Below are 24,789 nucleotides of genomic sequence, written 5' to 3'. Positions count from 1 at the left end.
TATAACTAAAGCATAGCCTACGCCATTCAATTCGTCAGCCCAAGCTAACCGTTTAAAATCTTTACAAAAAACTCAGCACCCTTACGCCGGCAAAACTCAATATTACGCTCAGGTATCGACTCGGGGTCGTCATGCTGCTCAATCGCTTTCTCTAAGCTCGCTTCCCTTAATAAATGCAACGTCGGAAATGGAGAGCGGTTGGTATAGTTCGCCGGGTCGTCCTGGGGTTCCCCATCAAAACAGTAATCAGGGTGAAAATGCGCTAATTGATAAATACCTTCATAGCCTTCCTCTATAAGCAGCGAGTCAGCCATGTCGACCAACTCTAAAAAGCCATGGAAGCCTTCAAAGCCCTGAGGGATCATAAAAAGTGTGGTCTCAGTATCAGCGGTTTCGTCTAAGTGTTTCGCTTCAAACAGTAATTGCTGTAATACCGAAGCCATGTCCGGTTGTTCCGCAACAACGTAGCGAACACGTTTGCGCTCAACTTCGCGGCGGGCGAATGGACAAATATTGTATTTCACAATGAGCTGTTGCACCCAGCGCTCGGTTTGCTCAATAATTGTAGAAGTTTCAGTCGTCATTTTCGTATCACCAAAAGGACGCTTCTTTCTATGAAGTTTTTAGAACTCAAAGTTCCGCCCGTCATTGTTGTTGCCATTGTGGCAGGACTGATGTGGTTAACAGCGCATTATACCGCAGAGTTTAATGCTTTCTATGTTGGCCAGCGTGCTGCGGCAATTTTCTTATTAGTATTAGGTGTCTTACTGCCTTTACTAGGCGTTATGAGCTTTCGCCGGGCAAAAACCACGGTCGACCCGCGAGACCCGAACAAAAGTACCGAATTGGTCACAACGGGAATTTATCAGCGCACCCGAAACCCAATGTACCTTGGCTTTTTCTTTGTGCTTATGGCTTGGGGTGTATTTTTAGGCAGCGTGTTTTCGCTATGGGGCTTGGTGCTTTATGTTGCGTACATGAGTAAGTTCCAGATTCAGCCTGAAGAGCGCGCTCTTATCAATGCCTTTGGCGAAGCGTACAAAAGTTATTGCCGGGAGACCGGTCGCTGGTGGTAGTCAGGCGCTGAGCAATTCGGCAATGCGCTTCTGCAACGTCGGAATAATGGTGTCTTCAAACCAGAGGTTACGCTTCAACCACAAGTTATTACGTGGGCTGGGGTGCGGCAACGGCAAGACGTCAGGCCAATAATGCTCCCAGTTTTTTACTCGCTCAGTAAGCGTCTGTTTTGGTTCGTCAATATGCCAACTTTGGGCGTACTGCCCAACGGCTAACGTCAGTTCTAAATTCGGTAACTGCTCAAGGAGCTTGTGCCGCCACGCCGGAGCACATTCGGGGCGTGGCGGTAAGTCGCCGGACTTGCCGGTGCCCGGGTAACACAACCCCATAGGAATAATAGCCAGCTTTTCAGCGTCATAAAACGTCGATTTATCAACGCCCATCCACTGACGAAGACGGTCACCACTGGGGTCATCGAACGGTTTACCGGAGGCATGAACCCGTCGGCCAGGGGCCTGACCGGCGACTAAAATTTTGGCGTTGGGATGTAACTGAACAACCGGTCGAGCTCCCATTGGCAATTCCGGTTCGCATAGCGTGCATTGACGAACCTCGGTCAGCAAGTTTTGCCAGGAGCTCATGGTTACCTCATTGGTTATTTCTCAATAAATGCTTGCTCAATAACGTAATCGCCTTGCTTACGCGACGTTGCCTTTGTAAAGCCACGCTCGTTCAATATCGCCATTAAGTCCTGCAGCATAGCGTCATTACCGCACAGCATAAAACGGTCATGCGCCGGGTTCAAATCGGGCATGCCAATGGTGCGCGTCAAGGTGCCGGAGGTCAGCAAATCAGTAATGCGCTGCTGATGCGCTTCATCCCTAAATGGTTCACGCGTTACCGTTGGATAGTAAATCAGCTTTTCTTTTACCCAATCACCAAAAAACTCGTTATTGGGTAAGTCTTCACCGATTTCTTTTTGGTAGGCTAACTCAGAGACATAACGTACGCCGTGCACGAGAATCACCTTGTCGTATTGCTCGTAGATATCCGGATCTTTAATGACACTCATGAATGGCGCCAACCCGGTGCCTGTGCTCAGCAAGTACAGGTTCTTACCCGGTAACAAATGTCCCGGAACAAGGGTTCCGGTAGGGCGCGTCGACAACACCACTTCATCGCCCACCTGAATGTGCTGCAGCCGCGACGTTAGCGCGCCATCAGGTACTTTTATGCTGAAAAACTCCAATTCTTCTTCGTAGTTAGCACTGGCAATTGAGTAGGCTCTTAACAGCGGCTTGTCTTCCAATTGCAGACCCATCATCACAAACTGACCGTTTTCAAAGGTGAAACTGGGCTTACGGGTGGTTCTAAAACTGAATAAAGTGTCATTCCAGTGACGTACCTGAGTCACGGTCTCGGCAATAGTACTTCTCATGAAAACTCCTGCTCCTGCAGATTACGGCAAAAGTAACGCTATGCGCTTAAAAACTGAAAAATCAGTTCACTATTTCTAAATTGCGAATAAGAATGATTTTCATATAGACTAACGCCATATTCGTAAAACATCAATTAAAAACATTGGCCTCAGCCAATTTTAACAGCAGTAGATTATGGCGCGCAGAAACAGATCAAAAAAGCGAGGTTGGTCACTCAAAGACTGGCACTGGATAAGCTCAGCGGTTTGCCTTATTGGTATGCTGCTGTTCTCTGTCACAGGTATTACGTTGAATCATGCAGGGTGGATAGAGTCTGCACCGAGCATCGAACGTTACGAAGGGTCTCTCCCTCAAAAGGACTTGGAACGGTTAGTGAATGCGTCAGGGAATGACGTTCTGCCAACTTCCTTTCATCGCTGGTACGAAGCAAAGACACATAACAGCATCAGTTCAAATGCCCAAATAGAGTGGAGTGACTACGAAGTGTACGTCGCCATGCCCCGACCTGGCGGGGACAGCTGGTTCAGTGTCGATTTAGCCAGCGGTGCTTTTTATTCCGAAAGTACTGATCGCGGGTGGATTGCCTATTTTAATGATCTGCACAAGGCGCGGAATACCGGGTTCTTATGGAGTTTATTTATTGATGCTTTTGCTATCGCGAGCATTGTTTTCACTATTACGGGGTTATTGCTTTTGAAAAAATACAGTAAGGGCCGCAAATCAACCTGGCCACTGGTCCTGGCCGGATTCATCATTCCATTTTTCGCCGTTATTGGTTCGGCTCATGCCGCTGAAAATGAACTCACTGTGGAAATTCCACGTCTGTCTGTTGCCGAATATCACGTACCTTATGTTGCCGTTTGGCTAGCCAACGAGCGTCATCAGCGTGTTGTCGATATTGCCGTGTGGTATGACGTAAACCTTGAAAATAACGAAGGGGAAAAGTGGCTGAAAGACATGCGTCAATGGTGGCGCCGCAGTGGACGCATGACCGATATGCCTATAGACGGCGTGTCTGGTGCAACCCGCCGTCCCGGTGTTCAACGGGTCGACTTAACTCCCATGCTGAATCAATTACCCGAGCTAAATGAAGGTAAATACTACCTATACGTAGAAGCAGCTCGTGAGCTTGGCGGGCGTGAAATGCTGCGCCTGCCATTGTCTTTACCTCTTAACCACCCAATATCCATAACAGACAGCGGCGAGCACGAACTCGGCCGTGTGTCCCTAAAACTGGAGCCTTAAGCATGAAATTATCTTCTGTAATAACGACAAGTCTTGCCGTACTAACACTGTTCGCCAGCGCCAGCAGTGAAGCACACCGTGTATGGATTAAACCAAGTGCTACCGTTGTCTCCGGCGACTCTGAATGGGTCACCTTTGACGCAGCTATAGCGAATGGCATTTTTTACCCCGACCACTATCCATTGAGCTTAGACCGAGTGGAAGCGATGGCGCCGGATGGCTCTGCGGTAACATTAGAGAACGGGTACAAAGGCAAACTACGCTCAGTGTTTGATGTTGAGCTAGAAAAGGAAGGCACTTACACCGTGTACTCAGCGAGCTCAGGGTTATCTGCCCGCTGGGTAGACGACAATGGCGAACGCCAATACTGGCCGCCGCGTGGTTCACAGAAAACCAATGACGATTTTTATAAAGAAGTTCCGCAAGATGCCAAAGATTTAGAAGTCAGTGAACGCTCACATCGCGTTGAGACATTTGTGACATCAGGCGCTCCGACTTATGACACGTTAGGACCGACGGGCAACGGCTTAGAACTCGAACCAGTGACCCACCCTAATGACTTATACACCGGTGAAAATATTACCTTTAAATTCACTATGGACGGCAAAGCCGCTGCAGGTACTGAGCTGGTCTTGGTGAAGGGCGGTGAACGGTATCGTGATCGCTCTGAGCCAACCAAGCTTAAAACCAACGCAAAAGGCGAAGTAACGTTTTCTGTTGACGACGCCGGCATGTATTGGCTGGAAGCTGAATACTCAGACAATAACGGGAAAGCCCCAGCGACCAAACGCCAGGGCTCTTATGTCGCCGTTTTGGAAGTGTTGCCGATGTAATTAATCGGCGGTGACGACCGGTGGTTCGCTTAGGCGGACCACGCCCAGTGTATTGGCGTCGGTGCCGAACCAAATGGAGTCGGTGTTTTCGTCATAAAACATATGACGAACGGTACCGCCGCCACTCTCTAATTCAATAGGCTCAGAAAACTCGTGTGTTGCTGTGTCAAAGCCCACTAAACGATTCGGCTGCACACCGGTTTCCACAAACCAAACATCATTGCGCTTGTCGACTGCCATGCCATAAGGACGTGAATTCCCTGCCGCCGGTGCTCGCCAGTCTTTGTTGTCGCCCGTTACCGGGTCGTAGCTACCGACGTATCCCTGGTTATAATCGACATACCAAATCGTGCCGTCATCGGTCATACCCAAACGACGAGGACGCGATTTTTCCCGCTTCAGTTCAAACTCTTTTAAATTGCCATTTTCAATGGTGGCCAGCTTATTCGTCCCGAATAGCGTTGCCCAGGGTCGGTCATTTTCAACAATGAGGCCATAAGGCCTTGCAGAGTCTGTCGGTACCTCCCACAGCATCATTTCGCCGCCAGTCGTCTCTAAAAAGCCGATTTGATTACCGCCCTGAACGGTAAACCAAATATCACCCGCCGCAGTAAAGTCCATGGTGTGACTGTCTTTTGGCCCACTGCCGGGTAATTCAAATTGCTTAATATCACCGGTACCCGGGTCAATAAGGCCAATATGCTCTTTCAAGTTACCCGCATACCAGGCGCCCCTGTCGTCGACGATAACCGTGTGAGGTCCCGCGCCATCAGGCAAGTCGTAGCGTTTGAATTCTTCTGTTTCCGGATTAAAGGTTGCTGCGTAGTGGCTTCCCTGACCAACAAACCAGACAATACCGTCATGTACCCAAGGGTCACGCGGCCGGGAGTCCTCCCACGGCACCTGCCATTCCCGGATGTCAGCGTTTGCCAATCCAGTTTCTTTATGATCATCACTGTTTGCCGGCGCACTGCTTAATCCCGCCAGGCCAACGACTACTGCACTTGCTAAACTAAGGTACTTCATCGTTATGCCTCCTGATTAGGTCATCATCTAAATATTGCACCCGATCGTATCTTATGCAATGTTCACTGTATAAATAGTAAACGACGGGCTTTGTATGCTGGATCAATGGCTTATTGGTATTATCTTGCTGGCAATGCTGGCTTTATTTGTCATTGATAAATGGCGTTATGACCTCGTTGCCATGATGGCGCTTGTGTCGGCCGCCGTTCTGGGTCTAGTTCCGGCGGCTGAGGTTTTCAGCGGTTTCGGCAATGCTGCGGTTATTACCGTCGCCGCCGTTCTTATTATAAGTCATGCGCTATGGCGCTCCGGTGTTGTCGATGCTCTTGCGGCCGGCATGAAAAAAGTTGGCGACAAACGTTGGATTCAAATGATAGCGCTCACATCTGTCACGACCGTCTGTTCAGCGTTTATCAGTAATACCGGCACCATGGCCATAATGATTCCCGTCGCACTGCAACTGGCCCGTGCCAGCGGCAATAACCCTTCTAAACTGCTCATGCCAATGGCGTTTGGTTCGCTACTCGGTGGAACCATAACCATGGTCGGTACACCGCCCAATATTATTATTTCGGATATACGGCGCGAAGCCATGGGCGAGTCTTTTGGTATTTTCGAGTTTACCCCTGTGGGCTTAGGTATTGCCGTTGCCGGCCTATTGTTTATGTGGTTTCTAAGCCATTGGCTGGTTCCAGAGAAAAGCGGGAAATCCAAATCGGCATCGCTTTATGATGTCAGCAGTTACCTCACCGAATTGTATGTCCCAAAAGAGTCCGACTTTATCGGCGAAACACTCTACGAGTTGGAGAACCGCACCGAAGACGACTTTGTTATTGTGGCATTGCAGCGCGGTGAAAAGCGATGGTCGGCACCGGCTCGGTATTTAAGACTCAGAGCCGAAGACGTGTTAATTGTCGAAGCCAACGCTGAAACCATTCAACAGGTGATTGACGGAACCGGTTTAGAACTCAACGCCGAAGAAAAAATTGATGAACGCTTTTTGAAATCAGACGATATTACCGTTATTGAAGGTATCGTTGGTCACGACTCACGGCTTATTGGTCGCTCTGCGGCGGATATTAAACTGCGCAGCCGCTACGGTATCAATGTGCTTGGGGTCGCGCGGGAAGGCCAAAAACTCGGTACGGCTTTAGGTAATATTCGCTTCAAGCCAGGCGACGTTCTGTTATTGCAGGGCGATGCAGAGACACTGACCGATGTATTTCAGCGCTTTGGGTGTTTTCCGCTTGCGCAACGCAGCTTGCGTATCGGATCGTCCAAAAAGCTGGCGTTGCCACTGGGTATCTTTGCCGCAACGATTTTATCGGCGGCTCTGGGATTACTCTCTGTACCGGTTGCCTTCGCACTGGCAGCGGGGCTTATGGTGATTACCAATATTCTGCCCCTGCGCGAGCTATACGATGCTATCGACTGGCCTATTATTGTGCTGCTTGGCGCAACCATACCGCTGGGTTCAGCATTAGAGCGCAGCGGTGCCGCTGACACCATTGCCAACGGTGTGCTCTATATCAGCTCCGGTGCGCCAGAGTTTGTGGCCGTTGGTTTATTGCTGGTTGTTACCATGCTGCTGTCGAATATCGTTAATAACGCTGCTGCCGCGGTGCTTATGGCACCTATCGGTATCAGCATGGCCGGTAGTTTCGGTGCCAGTATGGATCCGTTTTTAATGGCGGTTGCCATTGGCGCTGCTGTGCCATTTTTAACACCCATTGGGCACCAGTCGAATATTCTGGTCATGGGGCCGGGCGGTTATAACTTCAGTGATTATTGGCGGTTAGGCTTGCCGCTATCGCTGGTTGTTACCGCGGTTGCTTTGGTCATGATTCTGCTGGTTTGGCCGTTGTATTAATCGCAATTTTTATAAGGCAGATAAGCTCGTAATGTTTTTATGTGTTCGTTTAGTGCAGCGCGCTCATCCTGACAGTACTGCTCAATGGCGTCGTTAAGAGGAGACGGCATAAACCGATAAAAACCTTCACGCAATACCGGTTCAAAGCCTCTATGCAGCTTATGTTCCCCCTGGGCTCCGGCGTCAAAGTAGTCAAGGTTATGGTTGATGCAGTATTCAATACCCTGATAATAACAGGCTTCAAAATGCAAAAACTCAAGCTCTTCCTGACAGCCCCAGTAGCGCCCGTAAAGCGTGTTGTCACTTTTAAAGCACAATGACGCCGCCAGCATTTCGTCGTTTCGGTAAGCTGCAAACACAACAATATATTCCGCCAATAACTCACCCCAGAGCTGAAATGTCGCTGGTGTTAAATAGCCGCCATGGCCCGAACGCTTTAAGTAAGTACGCTGATAAAACACAATGAACTGATGCCAGAAATCTGCGGTCAGCTCGTTGCCCGGCAAGGTTCGCATCTCGACCCTTTGCTCTGACACCTTTTGCCGCTCTTTGCGTATGGACTTACGCTTGCGTGACACCAAAGCCCCTAGAAAGTCGTCAAAGGAGTCATAACCTCGGTTTTGCCAGAGAAACTGAATATCAAAGCGCTGCCACCAACCCTCTTCTGCCAGTGCCTCGCTTACATTCGGTTCAATGTACAGACATTGTAAGTTGCTGACATCGTGCTCCTGCATCAGCGCAGATTCAATAACCGGCAGAACATCAGCGGCATTAACGCCCTTAGCGGTCGCCAGGCGAGGTCCCTGACACGGAGTAAAAGGTATGGCGTTAATCAGCTTGGGGTAGTACTGAAAACCGTAACGGTCAAAGGCCTCAGCGAACGCCCAGTCGAACAAATACTCACCATAGGAATGGGTCTTTTTAAACCACGGCATCATGGCAACCAGTGTGTCGCTATTATCATGTACCGCAACGTATTGAGGCAACCAGCCTCGCTGCAGCCCAAGACTACCGCCCTGCTCAAGCGCCAGCAGGAAATCATATTGCGCAAACGGATAGCCACTGCTGAACAACCGGTTCCAGTCCGCCTTAGGTATTGACGTTATTGTTGAGTGAACAACGGCGCGCATGAGCTATGTGCTTACTCTAAAAGTTCGTACCCAGGCGTCGACCGTTATGGTCAAGCTTTGTAAGCTTTCTGCTCGCTCCCTGCCTTCTTTACTAGCGCGGTAGAGGTGAGGCGTCATAGTCAGGAGGTTTTTAATGGAGTCGTTATTATCCAGTTCAACCTGAAAGTTAACACGTTGTTCTGAAGTCAGTTCATAATCTGGGTCGGTTATCGGCAACGTCTCACTTTTGTTCTTTAGCTCAGGGTAAATTATGGCTTTTAGCTCCGTTAGATGGTTCACCGCCGGATCAACCATAATCAATCGCCCACCCGGTTTTAAAACCCGCTTAAACTCAGCTTCTACCGGGAAACCAAATACGCACAAAATGGTATCGACACTATTGTCTGCCAGCGGAATCGCGTTATTCGATGCCACCATCCAGCTCAACCGCTTATCCTGCTTTGCTGCTGCCTGTACCGCCCATTTTGAAATATCCAGAGCGGCCACACTTAACTCTGTCTCTGTTTGCTCGGCCTGTTCAACAAGATAGCGCAAGTAATACCCTTCACCGCAACCCGCATCGAGTAAAGCCTGTGAGCCCATTGCTAACACTGTATCAGCTAATGCCTGCGCAAGCGGCTGGTAGCAACCTTTACTCAAGTATTCCCGCCTTGCCTGTACCATCGCTTTGCTGTCACCGGGGTCTTTCGAGCGTTTATTCTGGACCGGCAGCAAGTTCACGTAGCCCTGTTTTGCCACGTCATAGCTATGCCCGTTTTCACAGCACCAGGTGCGCTCGTTCAGTTGCAAAGGTTGCTTGTCCAGAGGGCAAATGAGTTGGTCAAACGGCTGTATCACGGCGGAAGCTCTTATCAATTTTAAAACTTAAGTTTACGGGGTTTCGTGACAAAATTCAGGCACAAAAAAAGCAGCCCGTAGGCTGCTTCTTAAATTTGGTTCGCTTAAAGCGACTTCAAGGGCTCTACTCGCAAGGAGTTATAGCGCTTGAATGTTCTCAGCTTGAGGGCCTTTCGGGCCTTGGGTCACTGAGAAAGAAACGCGTTGGCCTTCAGCTAAGGTTTTGAAACCGTCGCTTACAATCGCGCTAAAGTGAGCAAATACGTCTGCGCCACCTTGCTGCTCGATAAAACCAAAACCTTTTGCTTCGTTAAACCACTTAACAACACCGTTTACTGTATTAGACATAATAATATCCTGAAATTTTAAAAATATATAAGTACCGGACCGAGACAATCTCGACGCCGATGATCGTGCGGGGTAAAAAATGTGAAACTTAAAACTACAGGACGAGACGATTACTTCTAATAATGTTACGTAGAGGAGTGTTTAACTAACTGTTTCTTATCCAACGCCGTCCACTGTACGCTCATTTATTATAATGTCAAAGAATATTTTCAATTTATTTTATAAAGCTAACTTATAGTAAAATCGGCTTAGAAAACCTGCGCCAGCATACAACGAATTGAGCCGCCGCCTAGCTCAATGGTAGGCACGTTAATGGGCACTAATGTCACCCACTGTTCCAGTACTTGTACCTGATCAGTGCTTAAAGTGTTATAGGCTGTTGAGGAAATGGCTAATAAATTGCTGCCATTTACCGTTAACTCCAGAGTATTGCCGGCAAAGTGTTCAATTTGCTCTTCTGTCAGTTCGACCAGAGTTTTACGACTTCTCGCCACCGTATCCACAAACTGGCGCCGTTCCTTATCATCGCGAATCATATCAACAGACGCCATGACAAAGTCACTGCCAACGGCCATCAGCACATTGGTATGGTACACTGGCTTGCCACCTCGGCTGGTGGCGTCAAACGCCACAGGTTCGTAACCCAGTTTTTGGCAAAGCGCTTTCAATGCGCTTTCATGCATACGCTTAGAGCGGGCAGCGTAAGCAAGCTTATGTTCATGGTCGAACACAATTGAGCCTGTGCCTTCCAGAAAAACACCGTCATTTTCCTGCGCGCTACAATCAATAAGTTCGTGGTAACCATATTGACTGCAAAGAAACTCAATAATATCCGGGCGACGTTCTTTGCGACGGTTTTCACAATACATCGGGTATAAAATCAGTTCGCCAGAGGCATGGGTGCTGAACCAGTTATTGGGGAAAACCGAGTCGGGCGTTGCTGTGGTTTCATCTTCAAATAAGTGCACCTGAACGCCATGTTCACGCAGCTTACCGACCGCTTCAGTCACTTCGTTATAAGCCGCCTCAGCGATATCAACCCCGTCTTTCGCCAGCGACTGAAAGGCATTGTCACCCATGGTTTCCGGGTTCGACGCAAAGTGATACGGGCGCACCATAACAACGGTATCGGACGACTGGCTCATGAGATTTAAAGCGTTGCAGAATTTGCGCGCATTTATAGCAAGTTGCAGGGGGCTTAGCAACGGGCAAAAGAAAAGGGCAGTGTTGTTGCACTGCCCTTTCTGTAATTACCCAGTTAATTTACCAGGCGTATTTAAGGCTCAGCTCAACGTTGCGCTCTGCGCCGAAAAACCCTTGGTCGTAAAAGTCGATACTTGAATAATACTTCTCATCGAACAGGTTGTTGACGTTCAGGCTTAGCTCGAGGTTTTTACCTAAGTTGTAATTCGCCATGGCGTTTACCACTGTATAACTGTCCTGAGTAAAGGTTTCACCATTAGGACCAATACCCGGGTTAGATACCTCACTTTGCCAGTTCGCATTAACACCAAGCTTAAGCGCATTAGTAGCCGTGTAAAGCACACTGGCTTTCATCATATCTTCCGGCAGGTATGGCGCGTAATCTGAACCGTCGCGATCAGTCGATTCGTTATGCGTATAACTGAAGAAAATATTCACAGTATCCGTTGGCTTACCGTTAAGCTCTAGCTCATAACCTTCGCTTTCTGCCCCATCCACACCAATAGACGGAAAAACGGTCGTACCTGGCAGCGGGTCCGTGTTATCCGGATCATTGATGGCTAAGTTATCTTCTTTGACTTTATAAACAGCAAAGCTGGCAGAAAGCGCTTCATTAAAGAAGTCACCTTTAATACCAAGCTCTGAGTTAGACCCTTCAATTGGACCAATCAACTCTCCATCCGCATTAAATGCATTTTGGGGCTGGAAAATTTCGGTGTAGCTGGCGTACGTAGAGATAATGTCGGTAACATCGTAAACAAGGCCGAGATACGGCGTATTGACGCTTGAGTTCTCGTAGTCGCTGGTTGCCCAAGGTGACTCAGACAGCGAGTCGTAGTTGGTTAAGCGGTTACCAATAATTGCAGTAAATTCGTCCGTTAAACTCAACTGAGCCGCCGCGTAAATACCTTCCTGAGTATGAGACTCCAACGTACTGTACGAGGGTGTATCGCTAAAGTTTGGACGCGGAACACCATTCCCCCAGTCGAACAGGCTAGGAATAATAATGGTATCGGTAATACCGTAAGACGTGGCGTTAACATCCTGCTCAGCATAAAGAGCACCTGCCGTTAACTGGTGCTCGCGACCAAGTAGCTCAAACGGCCCCGAAGCTAACACACGAAATGAGGTTTGCTCTCTGTCTGAAACATAATGGTTTGGCGAGGCGCTTAAGCCTTCTCCAGTTTCTTTATTCGGAAACCCTGAGAAGTATAATAGATACCCATCCATCTCACCTTCACGGCGTTCAACATCCATTTGAATATCCCAGCCGTTATCGAAGGCGTGCTCAAGTTGCACAAAAGCATTCGTGCTTTCTCTGTCCCACTTATTCCATGGTGATGCGGTTGTCGTACTTACCGGCAAATCATCGGCTTGAGTACCGTCAGCATAAAACAGTGGCAATGCACCCCACATGCTGCCTTTCGGGTTACGTTCGCTGTAATCAGCACCTACCGTCAAACGAGTTTGGGTCGTTAAATCAGCGGTTACTACCGCGTAAATTTGCGCATTTTCTTTTTCCGACAGGTCGACGTAGCTTTCGCCTTCTTCATAGGCCATTGCCACTCGTGCTTTCACATTGCCGTCTTCCGTCAATGTTTGAGAATGGTCAGCCTCAAAGCGATAATTACTCCATGAACCGACACCCACACTCGCATAGCCGCCGTCTTCATATTTAGGACGCTTACGAATCAGGTTAATGGCTGCAGAAGGTTCACCCGCGCCGGTTAACAGACCGGTAGCACCACGCACAATTTCCACCCGCTCAAAAACGACTGAGTCCGCCAAGGCTTCACTAAAGAAACTATTGTACGCAATGGGTACGCCGTCGAACTGGAAGTTCGTCACGTCACGACCGCGTGAGCGGAAGAAGAAGCGATCCGTTTCAGCCTGTTGTGCCTGAATACCTGGTGCAAACTGCATAACATCGGCTACCGTGTCTAATGCGAAGCCATCAATGAATTCGCGATCAATCACCGAAATAGACTGAGGCGTCTGACGCAACGTGAGTGGCAACCCTGTGGCTGTTGTCGCACGATCCAGCGGACTGCCGGTTACCTTAATATGCTCAAAAATCTTTTCTTTCTGTTGGCCTTCTGATTTTTCCGACTCTGCACTGTCATTTTCCTGCGCAATAGCAGCCGATGAAAGCATGATTGACGCAATGGCTAACGCTAAAGAACTTTTTGAAAACTGATTCATTTGAAAATCCACCCCTAAACCACAAATGAGAACTATTACTTTTTGTAATTGTATTTGATAATCGTTCCTATTAGCAATATCATTTGCGGAAAGTTTTTTAGAGAGTAGAAAAAATGACGCAAAGGCAATGGTTCAAACTGCACGGATGGTGCTCGCTACCCATCTGGATACTGTTTTGTTTTATCTGTATTACGGGAACGATAGCAGTGTTCAGCCACGAGTTAACCTGGCTATTTAACGAAAATGCGCGCGCGGTTAACCCGAATAACCTAGCCGCCCAACCTATTTCTGAGTTAGTTGCGACGGTGCAAAACGCTTATCCGTCAGCCAACATTACAACGGTCATGACCTTTGAGCCTTACCTCATTAATGCCGTTATTTTCTCGACCGAGACCATTCCGTCGGGCATTGCTTACGTAAACCAATACACCGGCGAAATTCAGGAAGTCAACCAAGGCATTACCTTTATTAACTTCATGCGTTCATTGCACGGTTGGTTGTTATTCCCATGGCAAAGCAGCTACAGCGTGGGTTATTACCTGGTTTCCGCCATGTCATTTGTAATGATTGGCGCTTTGGTCACCGGTTTGGTTATTTATAAGCGCTTTTGGCGCGCTTATACACAACCGAAGATCCGCGCGAAACAAGGTAAAAAAACACTGCTAACCGACTTGCACAAACACGGCGGAGTTTGGTCAATTTGGTTCCTTATTGTCATGAGCCTGACCGGCCTCTGGTACTTTACTCAGCAGGTTATGTGGCACGCCGACATAGATATTGAAGCGCATCCGCCGTTAGTGGAAGCTTCTGACATACCACTTGGCGAGAAAGCTGACCCACCAGTGACCTTTGCTGACGCTATGAAAACAACGGAAGCACGCTTCCCTGAGTTCCGCCCAAGCTACATTATGATGCCGGAGCATAATCGCGACATGTTCAAAATTATGGGCGGTGGCGACACCGTGTTCTTCGATGACTACTCTTACCGCGTCAACATAAACCCATGGACCGGCGAGATAGCGAGCGAAACGACACCCGAGACCATGGGTGCATTACAGACCATTCAGCATATTGTTGACCCACTTCACTACGGGACTATTGGTGGTATTTGGACTAAAGCCATTTGGTTCATTTTCGGGCTGATACTGTCCGCCATGTCGATTACGGGTTTCTTAATTTGGGGATCTCGCACCGTTAAAGCCGCAAAAGAGAAAAAGACACCACTGCGAGAGTCTCTGCAAAGTGAGGGAGCAAATTAATGGCGCGCCGTAAGAATACATTTTGGAATCGTAATAAATTTAAGTTGAGTGGCTTAATTCTCATTCTGCCTTTTTACTTTTTGTACGAGCAACTCCAACCGCCGGAATTCCCGGACGTCTGGGAGGAAAAGTCGGTAGGGCCTTTTGAAGTTGCCATACAGCCGTTAAATAACGAGGCGCCGTACGCCCATCACGAAGACTGGGTGAAAGATTTTTCTGCGTATATCAATGAAGGTCAGGTTAGCGACATTCGTCAGGGGTATGTGAATATTGGTGAAGAGCCCGTCCCTTTAGACACACTTGAAAGTGACGACGTCGGCATTTTGCATGGCAGCGAATTACTGCAGCATGTGCACGCTATTGCACCACAAAAATATGAATCTGAACACCGCGTTTGGGTCACTTTGCAGACCTGGGACGGGAGTGTTCACAAGGCCTCGTGGGAACTTCCCGAGAATTGGTTAAAATAAAACTTTAAATACGAATTGTTTTCATTTAGGATCCACCTCGACATAAACGCTTGTGATTTTGAGGGGAATTATGAAAATCCAGAAGTCTCTATTAGCGGTCAGCGTTTTGACCGCTTTAACCACTACTCCAGCTTTTGCTGAAGAGCCACAACAGACGAAAAAAGAAAAAGAAGAAATGATGGAAACCATCGAGGTCAGCTCTCGAGGTTTGATTTCATACGTTAGTGCGACCGGTTCAAAGTCTGACACTCCCATCATTGAAACACCTCTATCCGTGTCTGTATTAACAGAAGCACGTATCGAAGATTTAGGAGCGGTAACGGTTCAAGATGCCATCGGGTATGTTGCCGGTCTATACAATGGTCCATACGGCGTCGATACTCGTGGCGATTGGGCTCAAGTCAGAGGTGTCGCTCCAGTCCAATACTTAGACGGCCTGAAGTCGCTGTTTGGTTACTACAATAACGTACGCGTGAATCCTTATTCACTTGGCCAAATTGAAATTCTTAAAGGGCCAAGTTCTGTCTTGTACGGTCAAGGCTCAACTGGCGGTATCATTAATTTAGTCAGCAAACGTCCTCAGGCCGAAACTCAGGGTGAGTTTTGGGCTCAGCTTGGTAATTATTCCCGCAAACAAGTCGCGGGCGACATAACCGGGGCTTTAAACCAAGACGCTTCCCTAACGGGGCGCTTTATCGGTTTATACAGGGACAGTGATACACAAACTGATTACGTCCCCGATAACAGCCTGGTTTTGAACCCATCTCTAAGCTGGCATGCGTCAGCAGATACGAAAATCACATTCATTGGAAATATCCAAAGAAATGAATCGGGCTCCAGCACCCAGTTTTTTCCATGGCAAGGCACCCTGTTCTCTAACGAGTTTGGTCAAATCGACAGCTCAACATTTGTGTCAGAACCAGGGTTCGATAAGTACGATACTGAGCAGGACGCGTTAACCGCTATTGTTGAACACGACATTAATCTGAATTGGCACCTTCGTTTTGCCAGCAGATACAGTGACAGTCACGCTGACTACAATACAATGTACGGTTGGCCGCCTGTTTTTGCCGAAGACAACCGCACCGTTAACCGTGTGTCTTACTTATCTCGAGCCGACGCAAACGCTTGGACAACGGACGTTCAGTTGCATGGCTCTCTGATCACAGGTGCAGTAGAGCATGACTTGGTCTTCGGTTTAGACTTCCAGGATGCTTACACCGATAACGACTATGCTTACGGTGCAATGAATCCCCTTGATTTGTACGCTCCAGAGTACGGTCAAGCCACTGGTCTGCCGACAGAAGCAGACGTTACAGACCTTCCTTCGACAACGACCTATCAACTTGGCTTTTATGCACAAGATAATATGCGTATCGCGGATAAGTGGTTAGTCTCCGCAGCGCTACGCAGGGATCGTGCTACAACGAACCCTGAAGGAGGATCGGCTACCGATCAATATGCGACGACCGGCCGCCTTGGCGCTATGTACTTAATGGACGGCGGAGTATCGCCATACTTGAGTTATAGTGAATCCTTCTCACCGCTCATCGGCCGTGATGCTTACGATAACGCTTATGTCCCGTTAGAGGGTAAACAATGGGAAGCGGGTGTAAAATACCAGCCTCAAGGAACCGAGCATTTAATTACCTTATCGGCTTACCAGATCACTGAGGAGAACCGCACGACACAAGTTAACGACCCCGACGCGCCGAACCCTAACGGCCAAGTCCAAGTTGGCGAAGTCGAAATTGAAGGGGTAGAACTTGAAGCTCAGTTAGCCTGGGACTCTATGGATGTATACGCAAGCTATGCCTACACGGATGCGGTAATTAGTAAGAGTAATAACCCGTCGGAAGTCGGTAAAGCATTGTCAGCAACTCCTGACCAACAAGCGTCAGTTTGGGCTACTTATCGCCCGGAAAGTTGGGGTGGTTTTAAAGTCGGTGCAGGTGTTCGTTACGTCGGCAATACGTCTGACGGCTACGTAAGTTATAACGGCGAGAACATCTTTTTAGAAACACCGAGCTATACCTTATTCGACGCCATGATTGGCTACGAGTGGGATAATTATAGTTTCAGTCTCGATGTTGATAACCTAACCGACAAAACGGTCTTAACGTCATGTCTCGCTCGCGGTGACTGCTTTTACGGTCAACAGCGCACAATTATGGCGAATTTCCGTTACAACTTCTAAAGCATAAATTAACGCTTTCACGTGTGGCCCCGGACGTCTCTCTTCCCAGCGTCTGGGGCTTTTTTTAATCGGCAGTATAATACTCCACACCAATTTTAATGCGATCGCGCCCGTTCTGCAGGCGCCAGCGGTTGGTATCGCGAAGCGAATAAACACAACCACAATACTCCTGCTGATAAAAACGTTCACGCTTGGCAATTTCCACCATACGGGCAGAGCCGCCTTTTTTACGCCAGTTAAACGTCCAGTAATGCAATCCGGGATAACGCGCAACCGCACGCTGACCACAGTCATTTATTTGCTGCATGTTTTTCCAGCGTGAAATGCCTAAACAGCTGGTAATGGTGTCAAAGCCGTTTTCATGTGCGTATAAGGCTGTGCGCTCAAAGCGCATATCAAAACAAACCGTGCAGCGCTCACCACGTTCGGGCTCCCACTCGAGACCTTTCACTCGCTCAAACCAGTTTTTGGTGTCGTAGTCACAATCGATAAAATCCACACCCAGTTTTTCGGCAAACCGAATGTTTTCTTCTTTACGCAGCAAATACTCTTTTTCCGGGTGAATATTCGGGTTATAGAAGAAAATCGTGAACTTGATGCCCGCCTCAGCCATACGCTCCATGACTTCACCCGAGCATGGCGCACAGCAGGAGTGGAGTAAAACGTGATCAGACCCTGTTGGGGTTTCTAGTACAATCGACTCTTGTTTTTTCTTGGACATAACTTGGCTGCGCTACTGAATTTAAGCAGAGTATAGCGGAAATGAATGAACGCAAAAACCAGGCTACCGTTAGTTAGGCACTCTTTTCTACATGTGCCTTATGTAGTTCGTACATAATAGGCACTAGGTTATCAACCGGCCCCTCAACCATAACCTCTGGCGCAACTTGCTGAATAGGCAGCTGACTGACACGAGAGCCATTAATACCAAACTCGTTATGCCATTTTGTCAGTTGTTCAGTGGAGTGGATGTAAACGACTTTCCCCAGCTCCGCCCAGCCATGTGCTGCAGAGCACATCGGGCAGTGCTCCCCTGATGTGTACATGGTTGTGTTCCGGCGCTGTTCCAAAGTGAGGTTTTTCGCCGCCCAACGCGCCAGCTCAATTTCAGGGTGGTAGGTTTTATCAACCGTATTCACTCTATTGCGGTCTTCTTTTAATATCGCTCCTTCAGAATCGACTAATACCGAACCAAAAGGGGCATCTCCCGCAGCCAAGGCCTCTTCTGCTAACTCAATGCAGCGCATTAAATATTGATTTATTTCAGCCAACGCTACCTCCTCCACACCCGGTTAAAAAACCGACTCATGTGTCATTTTTGTTAAAAATTTAAACAATCTTTACGTTCTAACCCTTTAAATTGTTCATTTTTTGTTATTAAATGTTGCAAATGATGTCAAATGACGTCATTTTCAGGCAGCCAAACGTCGTATCCCCTGCTGCTTTCATTCATGGCTTCTTACAGCCACAAATAAAAACAAAAAGAGACTAATCTGGTATGAGAAAAATCCAATATCTTACACTGACTGCCCTGGCAGTATCAGTTTCATCAGCTTTTGCTAAACCTCCTGACCATTCACAAGCGCAGCCGCTGGTAAAAGAGCAGGCTCAAATTCAAGCGCAAGTGGACAGCTCAGCACCTCAGCGTTACATCATTAAATTTAAAAATAATGGTAACGCGGTCAACAAAATGGGCAACAGAGGACGTTCTGAATTGGCCATTTCCCGAGCAAACAACGTGGTCAGAAAAGCTGGCGGTAAGGTAAAACTTAGCATGCGCCACAACTTGGCGGTTGCCGCCGAGCTGACTGAAAAGCAGAGAAAGCGTCTTGAGAAAAACCCAAACATTGAATACGTTGAAGTTGACCGTATCCGTCGTTTTATGGCGCAAGACGTGCCTTACGGCATTAGCCAGGTACAAGCTGATCAGGTCGATGACAGCGTTGCTTCTGCGGCCGCAGGTGGTAAAAAAGTCTGTGTTATCGATTCAGGCTTAGAGCTACCACACGAAGACATGGGTACTTTAGGCGGTACTATTAATGGCACGAATGATAGCGGCACCGGCAACTGGTACGACAATGGCGGCCCTCACGGTACGCACGTTGCCGGTACTATTGCTGCGCTAGATAACGGTTTTGGCGTTCGTGGCGTTATTGGTAGCGATCCTAACCTGCATATTGTCAAAGTATTCAATTCCAGTGGTTGGGGTTATTCGTCTTCATTGGTTTCTGCTATTGAAACTTGTGCCGACAATGGTGCTGACGTTGTTAACATGAGTCTTGGCGGTGGTGGCTCAAGCCAGACTGAAGCCAACGCGATGCAAAACCTGTATAACCAAGGCGTTTTATTGATTGCGGCAGCGGGTAACGACGGTTCTGCTTACAGCTCAACTGACCCAATGTCTTACCCTGCGTCTTACAACGCGGTTATGTCCGTTGCGGCGGTCGATAGCAGCAAAAACCTGGCGTCTTTCTCACAGAAGAACAGCCAAGTTGAAATTGCCGGCCCGGGTGTTGATGTTCTTTCAACCTATCCTGAAGGCACTGGTCAGCAAGGCAACTACGGCACCATGAGCGGTACCTCTATGGCATCACCTCACGTTGCGGGTGTTGCGGCGTTGGTTTGGTCACACCACCCAACCTGTAGCGCGCAGGAAATTCGTAGTGTGCTCAACAATACAGCACAAGACTTAGGTGCTGCCGGTCGTGACGTTAAATTTGGTTACGGCTTAGCGCAGTCTAAAGACGCTATTGATTACATTGACGCGAACGGCTGTGACGGCTCAGGCGGTGGCGGTGGAGATCCAGAGCCACCAACAGACAACGAACTGAGCAATGGTCAAACGGTCAGTAACTTGTCTGCAACTACCGGCGATTCTCTGTACTACACATTGAATGTTCCGGCAGGCGCGACAGACCTAAGCTTCAACATTAATGGTGGCTCAGGCGACGCTGATTTATACGTTCGTTTTGGCTCTCAGCCAACCCAGTCAAGCTATGACTGCCGTCCGTATCAAAGCGGTAACACTGAAACTTGTACTATTTCGAACGTACAAGCCGGTACTTACCACGTCATGCTGAACGCATACTCAAGCTTCTCTGGTGTTAACCTGACCGGTTCATTCACTGAACCAAGCACTGGTGGCGGTGATGGCGGTTCAGCTTCAGCAACTGACTTATCAGGTGCTAGCGGTGAATGGTCGCATTACTACGTTGACGTTCCAGCCGGCATGTCAGTTCTTAACGCGACTATGTCAGGTGGTACGGGCGACGCGGACCTATACGTTCGCCAAGGCTCTCAACCAACTGAATCAAACTACGAGTGCCGTCCGTACCGCTCAGGTAATGACGAGTCTTGTAGCATTGATAACCCAGCTGAAGACCGTTGGTACATCAGTATTCGAGGCTACAGCGCCTATTCTGGCGTCGACTTATTCGTAGAATGGGAATAAGTTTCTTCTCGATTTAAAGCAACTCCTTGAACGAAAAGGGCGCCGAATTGGCGCCCTTTTTTTATCCCAACAACTGTTTGCTTAGCATTCCAACAATAAATCCAAAGACAGCGCCAAGCGACGGTGTCCAATGTCTGCGCATACGCGCGTGGGGGCGATATCCTGAAACACCAAATAAAGAATGCCACCTGCCGCAAAGCTCATTATCATGGCCGTAATTTCCGGTGCATCGCGCAGCCACCAGTAGCCCATCAAAGCGGCAACCGGCCCAAATAACGATACCCCGAATAAGCCTGCCAAAGCGGTTTTGCTGCTTAACTGTGCGAACCGCAATTCGCGATACGCGTTAAAGCCTTCCGGTAAGTTTTGAGCCGCAATAAATACGGCGAGTAAAATAGCGGTGTTTGGGCTGACCGCAAAGAGTGCGCCCAAAGAGATAGCTTCTGGCAGAAAGTCGAGCAACATCGCCATAAACTGAGCGACATTGCCGCCATGTTTGGTTAGCCAGGCATCAACAATCGCAAAGCTCAGCCCACCGAGCGCAAATAAAAGCGCTAACTGCCACGCATTCAATTCTTTTATGCCTTCGGGAACCAGCGCGAAAGCAACGGCGGCCATCAGAATACCGCCACCAAAAGCTGTTATTCCATGTACAAATTCGCGTTTAGTAACGGTGTTTGCTGAGCCCTCAAGGTAAGCGATTGTCCCACCTAGGAAGGCCATCAAGCCCGCCCCCCAAGCGAGTAGTAGCATCCAATAGATTGTCATGCTTGCTCACTCCCGTTACTAAACAGTTGGCTGTATTGCTTACGAGCATAGTGGTCTGTCATTCCGGAAATGTAGTCACAGATGACACGTTTGGGGTTCGTCGCCTGCTGGTATTTTTTCAGTGTCGACGGCTGCAGGAGCTGCTCGGGCGCATCATTCAACGCTTCGAACAACGCCATAATGATGCGCTGACCTTTAAACTCCATGGCTTTTACCTCGGCGCTTCGAATAACGTGCTTGAAGACGAAACGCTTGAGTAACTCCAGCGTATGCTCCGCTTCTGCAGGTAGTGTCGCCTGTAAATCCAGTTGTGGGTGCTCGAATTGTTGCTGTCGTTCAACCGAAATTTGCGGTACTAAATAACCAATGAGCTTGCTAATGGCATGTTTACGATCACGGCTGTCCGGCGAGAAGAGTTTGTCGTTATAAAACGACGCTTCCTTTATGAAAGGACTGTCTTCCCGCGCCAGTTGCAATACATCTTCACGCCATTGCCTTTCTGTCACCAAGCCCAGCGCCAGCGCATCCTCTAAATCGTGCACGCCGTAAGAAATGTCGTCTGCCAACTCCATTATCGAGGTATCAAAGGCTTTGAATTGCGAGCGGCGCTTACCATCTTTTTCCATTTTTGTGCGGAACTTGTCGCGATCGTGCGGCGAAAATTCTTTTAAAATCCATTCCAGGACGTCTTTTTCATCGTCATGAATCGATTTAGGTGGCTTAAAGGCGTTTAGCGGAGAGTTTGAGGTTAAACCCGTCGGTTGTACCTCGCTGTGCAGCACCGGATACTTTAATACCCCCAGCAGAGTACGCCGCGTTAAATCCAGGCCGTGCTGTCCAGAATATTCGCCCAGCTTGCTTAAAATACGCAGCGTTTGCCCGTTTCCTTCAAAACCGCCGTGACCCAGCATGTGATAGTTAAGCGCAACCTCGCCACCATGACCGAACGGCGGGTGCCCTAAATCATGCGCCAGGCAGGTCGCCTCTATTTGGAAGAATGACGGGATTTGCTGCGAAATAGCTTCATTATCGGCGTAAGTTTGCTTTAAATGCTCACAAATACCTGAGCCAATCTGAGCAACCTCCATCGAATGGGTCAGCCGCGTACGATAAAAGTCATTGTCGCCCACACCCAACACTTGAGTTTTCGACTGCAACCTGCGGAACGCCGAGGCGTGGATGATTCGCGCACGATCGCGCTGTGCATCACTGTCCGGCGTTGCTGCATTAAATGGCGTCGTCTTTCCTGAGCGTCGTTGAAGCATGGCTTTGTTCATGTTGGCAGTCAGTTGCTAAAAACTACCCACAGCAAAACAAATTTTCAGCCGTTTGCCCAGTGAAACGTTTATTTAAGCTTTAACTCGATATTCTGCGCTTCAATTTCACTGAGGTATTTTGACTGATGCTGGCGAGCCAGTTTTAACGCCTTATTCGATGCCTGAAGAGCACTTTCTGTGTCATCATTCATTGAGTACACCGTAGCCAAGCTGTCCCACAGAATTTCGGACTGAACGAACACCTCAACGCCTTTCTCAAGAATCTCGACACCCCACTCCAACTCGCCTTCGTACGCCGCTTTCAAGCCATAAACATTGTACTGATGCACCGACATGGGAAAGTTGTAACCCATCGCCTTTGCATAATTGCCATAATAAGCCTGTAACTGCTCCAGTGACTTAATTTCGATATTCGGCACCGCGTTATAGCCCCGAAAAATTGACTTAAGCCCTTCGACGTTGCCAATTAAAGGCGCGCTGTCGTGGGTTTCCTTAGGAAACTCCCGGGACTCCCAATCAAAAACACGTTCGGACTTTACCCCTAGCACGTTCGTTAAACGATTATAGCCCTCAGCCATTTCATTAGGCTCATTCGCCATGCTGACAAACCAACGCACCGGCGGCTTTTCTAATTGTTGTTCTGCCGCCTTAATGTCGTTGATAAGCGCAAAACCATCCCACCATAAACTTGGGCTCACCGATATTGACGCATTGATAAAATCCGCATGGTGAGTTGCCAAGTAACTGGTATAAAGGCCCGACAGCGAGTGTCCGGTAACCAACGTATACGGCGAAATGCGGTACTGCTTTTTTAACTCAGGCAGCAGCTCGTCTTGCAAGAACCGAGTGTAATGCTGAGCACCACCCGAACGCCCCTCGTAACCCGCTAACTCGGTGTGAGTGAAGTGCTTTAGGCGACGTTTCGCACTCACTCCAACCACAATCATTTCCGGCACTATCGAAAACGTACTTAAAAAATTGACGTTACCCGCAATATGTTCAAACTGCGTCGAGCCATCCATAACCAGCATGACCGGATACTGAAAGCGGTCGGAGTGGTGATAGCTTTCCGGGAGTGCAACGCGGGCAGTAACGGTTTCGTTAATGTATTTGGAGTTTATCTGTGAGGTTTCAACGGCATACGCGCCGGCAGTGACAAAAAGGAATAATAGACAGACAAATGCTTGAGTTAATCTCTTATAAGAAAGGAACATGAGATCAGTCGGTTACTGGCTAGTGGGGATATGCTAGAGCTATTTTAGTTGGGTGGCAACTAAGGCTAAGCAGAATAGACACCTTACTGGAGTTTAACGAATCCCCTGTTACATCAAATATGCTTAAAAATAATATCTCGATGATACTCAAGATAATCACCGGTTCTTATTGGGAGCTCTCTTAATTTCATCGAGGCATCAATCCCCATTTTTTGATATTCCCAAGAAGCTAACTGATTAGAGAGGATTATTTCTCTATTTCGTTTAAACGTTACAAACCCCTTGTCAAAGAGTCGATCTAAAGCTGGTGTAAGGAGCAAGCCATTGTAAGCGTCAAGCTTTTCGCCATCCGAACTTAAAGACCATGGCTTAATGTGAGAGGCCAGTAATACATCCGCTTTCTCAACACCCGTCACTGAGCATGATTGCCACCTTCTAATCAATTGTCTCCTAAAATGGTCTTGGCCCAAACGAGCATTAACTATTACTTCCCGCTTAGTTTCTGAAATAGCTTGTTCGGAGCTAGTTAAGACTTCTCTTAATTCATCATCATAAGAATACGAAAATTGATTAATAAAAAACTGAAATTCACTCGGTTTATCTTCTTTTTCTTTAAATTCGATTAAAGTCAATAAACCCATGTAAGTGAATGCATCGCGGTGATGGACACGGTAAAACAAATGAACTTTATCTGAACTCGCGTGAGCGTTAGCTATTCTGTAATCATTTGCGTGGCCTTTTTCACCTTCCCAATACAGAACATCACCTAATATATGGTCATCATAAGGTGTCGAATCATCTCGTTTATCGTGGGTCACAAATAGAACAATTTTTTTATCTTTAGCTGGAGTAAAAACACCTCTAGCAATAGCCTGTTGACCACCCAACCCCCAAATGTCAGCTAATTGAGGTCTGGTGTAGGATCTATTAATAACAATATTACTGAAGGAAATAGGCAACGGCACTAACCTCAGAGTTTGTACGATATAGCTTACCTAGAAGT

General features: G+C 48.1%; 23 protein-coding genes. 8 read left to right on the top strand and 15 right to left on the bottom strand.

Annotated features, from left to right (window positions below):
- Positions 1–44: 44 nt before the first annotated feature.
- On the bottom strand, positions 45–584 hold the full coding sequence (locus CEW91_RS00585) for a DUF1415 domain-containing protein (RefSeq protein ID WP_088767197.1): 540 nt from the start codon (positions 582–584) through the stop codon (positions 45–47).
- 30 nt (positions 585–614) lie between these two features.
- Here CEW91_RS00585 and CEW91_RS00580 point away from each other — a divergent pair, with 30 nt between their 5' ends.
- A complete protein-coding gene (locus CEW91_RS00580; protein WP_088767196.1) occupies positions 615–1,076 on the top strand; it encodes a methyltransferase family protein in 462 nt (153 codons plus the stop codon).
- Here the strand turns inward: CEW91_RS00580 and CEW91_RS00575 are convergent, their stop codons facing one another.
- Together CEW91_RS00575 and CEW91_RS00570 are read right to left on the bottom strand one after the other, a co-directional pair.
- Positions 1,077–1,598, bottom strand: coding sequence for a uracil-DNA glycosylase family protein (locus CEW91_RS00575; protein ID WP_420038566.1), 522 nt, complete (start codon positions 1,596–1,598; stop codon positions 1,077–1,079).
- A 74-nt stretch (positions 1,599–1,672) separates the two neighbouring features.
- Positions 1,673–2,455: a ferredoxin--NADP reductase gene (locus CEW91_RS00570; protein WP_088767194.1), complete on the bottom strand. Its 783-nt coding sequence runs from the start codon at positions 2,453–2,455 to the stop codon at positions 1,673–1,675.
- A gap of 175 nt (positions 2,456–2,630) precedes the next feature.
- Here CEW91_RS00570 and CEW91_RS00565 point away from each other — a divergent pair, with 175 nt between their 5' ends.
- Both CEW91_RS00565 and CEW91_RS00560 read left to right on the top strand, forming a co-directional pair.
- Entirely contained in the window at positions 2,631–3,701 is a 1,071-nt protein-coding gene (locus tag CEW91_RS00565; RefSeq protein ID WP_088767193.1) for a PepSY-associated TM helix domain-containing protein, read from the top strand.
- 2 nt (positions 3,702–3,703) lie between these two features.
- Positions 3,704–4,534 (top strand): DUF4198 domain-containing protein, encoded by an 831-nt coding sequence (locus CEW91_RS00560; protein WP_088767192.1) that lies wholly within the window; start codon positions 3,704–3,706, stop codon positions 4,532–4,534.
- On the opposite strand, the gene CEW91_RS00555 is transcribed toward CEW91_RS00560, so the two are convergent.
- A complete protein-coding gene (locus CEW91_RS00555; RefSeq protein ID WP_088767191.1) occupies positions 4,535–5,560 on the bottom strand; it encodes a Vgb family protein in 1,026 nt (341 codons plus the stop codon). It lies immediately after the preceding gene.
- 94 nt (positions 5,561–5,654) lie between these two features.
- Here CEW91_RS00555 and CEW91_RS00550 point away from each other — a divergent pair, with 94 nt between their 5' ends.
- Positions 5,655–7,430 carry an SLC13 family permease gene (locus CEW91_RS00550; RefSeq protein ID WP_088767190.1) on the top strand — a complete coding sequence of 592 codons (1,776 nt, stop codon included), beginning with the start codon at positions 5,655–5,657 and terminating at the stop codon, positions 7,428–7,430.
- Here the strand turns inward: CEW91_RS00550 and CEW91_RS00545 are convergent.
- The 5 genes from CEW91_RS00545 to CEW91_RS00525 form a co-directional block, all read right to left on the bottom strand.
- Entirely contained in the window at positions 7,427–8,560 is a 1,134-nt protein-coding gene (locus tag CEW91_RS00545) for a GNAT family N-acetyltransferase (RefSeq protein ID WP_088767189.1), read from the bottom strand. The genes CEW91_RS00550 and CEW91_RS00545 overlap by 4 nt on opposite strands.
- Positions 8,561–8,563: 3 nt before the next feature.
- Positions 8,564–9,397, bottom strand: coding sequence for a putative RNA methyltransferase (locus CEW91_RS00540; RefSeq protein WP_088767188.1), 834 nt, complete (start codon positions 9,395–9,397; stop codon positions 8,564–8,566).
- Between the two features lie 138 nt (positions 9,398–9,535).
- A complete protein-coding gene (locus CEW91_RS00535; RefSeq protein ID WP_053953437.1) occupies positions 9,536–9,745 on the bottom strand; it encodes a cold-shock protein in 210 nt (69 codons plus the stop codon).
- A 248-nt stretch (positions 9,746–9,993) separates the two neighbouring features.
- Complete coding sequence (gene ctlX / locus CEW91_RS00530; protein ID WP_088767187.1) at positions 9,994–10,890, bottom strand: citrulline utilization hydrolase CtlX; 897 nt, start codon at positions 10,888–10,890, stop codon at positions 9,994–9,996.
- 118 nt (positions 10,891–11,008) lie between these two features.
- The gene (locus CEW91_RS00525; RefSeq protein WP_088767186.1) at positions 11,009–13,150 is read right to left on the bottom strand and encodes a TonB-dependent siderophore receptor; all 2,142 of its coding nucleotides are present in this window, start codon (positions 13,148–13,150) and stop codon (positions 11,009–11,011) included.
- 113 nt (positions 13,151–13,263) lie between these two features.
- On the opposite strand from CEW91_RS00525, the gene CEW91_RS00520 reads away from it, so the two are divergent.
- From CEW91_RS00520 to CEW91_RS00510, 3 genes are all read left to right on the top strand, one after another.
- On the top strand, positions 13,264–14,409 hold the full coding sequence (locus tag CEW91_RS00520; RefSeq protein ID WP_088767185.1) for a PepSY-associated TM helix domain-containing protein: 1,146 nt from the start codon (positions 13,264–13,266) through the stop codon (positions 14,407–14,409).
- The gene (locus CEW91_RS00515) at positions 14,409–14,879 is read left to right on the top strand and encodes a hypothetical protein (protein ID WP_088767184.1); all 471 of its coding nucleotides are present in this window, start codon (positions 14,409–14,411) and stop codon (positions 14,877–14,879) included. The genes CEW91_RS00520 and CEW91_RS00515 overlap by 1 nt, the downstream gene beginning before the upstream one ends.
- Before the next feature lie 70 nt (positions 14,880–14,949).
- Positions 14,950–17,076, top strand: coding sequence for a TonB-dependent siderophore receptor (locus tag CEW91_RS00510; RefSeq protein WP_088767183.1), 2,127 nt, complete (start codon positions 14,950–14,952; stop codon positions 17,074–17,076).
- Positions 17,077–17,140: 64 nt separating this feature from the next.
- On the opposite strand, the gene CEW91_RS00505 is transcribed toward CEW91_RS00510, so the two are convergent.
- Positions 17,141–17,797, bottom strand: coding sequence for an epoxyqueuosine reductase QueH (locus tag CEW91_RS00505; protein WP_088767182.1), 657 nt, complete (start codon positions 17,795–17,797; stop codon positions 17,141–17,143).
- 73 nt (positions 17,798–17,870) lie between these two features.
- The gene (locus CEW91_RS00500) at positions 17,871–18,347 is read right to left on the bottom strand and encodes a nucleoside deaminase (RefSeq protein WP_232506993.1); all 477 of its coding nucleotides are present in this window, start codon (positions 18,345–18,347) and stop codon (positions 17,871–17,873) included.
- Between the two features lie 227 nt (positions 18,348–18,574).
- Here CEW91_RS00500 and CEW91_RS00495 point away from each other — a divergent pair, with 227 nt between their 5' ends.
- The gene (locus CEW91_RS00495; RefSeq protein WP_088767180.1) at positions 18,575–20,527 is read left to right on the top strand and encodes a S8 family serine peptidase; all 1,953 of its coding nucleotides are present in this window, start codon (positions 18,575–18,577) and stop codon (positions 20,525–20,527) included.
- Positions 20,528–20,608: 81 nt separating this feature from the next.
- Here the strand turns inward: CEW91_RS00495 and CEW91_RS00490 are convergent, their stop codons facing one another.
- The 4 genes from CEW91_RS00490 to CEW91_RS00475 all read right to left on the bottom strand — a co-directional run bounded on the left by CEW91_RS00490 (position 20,609) and on the right by CEW91_RS00475 (position 24,751).
- Entirely contained in the window at positions 20,609–21,295 is a 687-nt protein-coding gene (locus CEW91_RS00490; protein WP_232506992.1) for a ZIP family metal transporter, read from the bottom strand.
- Complete coding sequence (locus CEW91_RS00485; RefSeq protein ID WP_232506991.1) at positions 21,292–22,572, bottom strand: anti-phage deoxyguanosine triphosphatase; 1,281 nt, start codon at positions 22,570–22,572, stop codon at positions 21,292–21,294. The genes CEW91_RS00490 and CEW91_RS00485 overlap by 4 nt, the downstream gene beginning before the upstream one ends.
- 68 nt (positions 22,573–22,640) lie before the next feature.
- On the bottom strand, positions 22,641–23,786 hold the full coding sequence (locus CEW91_RS00480) for an alpha/beta hydrolase (RefSeq protein ID WP_088767179.1): 1,146 nt from the start codon (positions 23,784–23,786) through the stop codon (positions 22,641–22,643).
- Positions 23,787–23,899: 113 nt separating this feature from the next.
- Complete coding sequence (locus tag CEW91_RS00475) at positions 23,900–24,751, bottom strand: HNH endonuclease (protein WP_157776060.1); 852 nt, start codon at positions 24,749–24,751, stop codon at positions 23,900–23,902.
- Positions 24,752–24,789 lie beyond the last annotated feature (38 nt).

The sequence above is a fragment of the Idiomarina piscisalsi genome, assembly GCF_002211765.1.
GTDB classification, from domain to species: domain Bacteria; phylum Pseudomonadota; class Gammaproteobacteria; order Enterobacterales; family Alteromonadaceae; genus Idiomarina; species Idiomarina piscisalsi_A.
The sequence above is the reverse complement of the archived record's forward strand: the minus strand, read 5'-3'. Positions and strand labels throughout refer to the sequence as shown.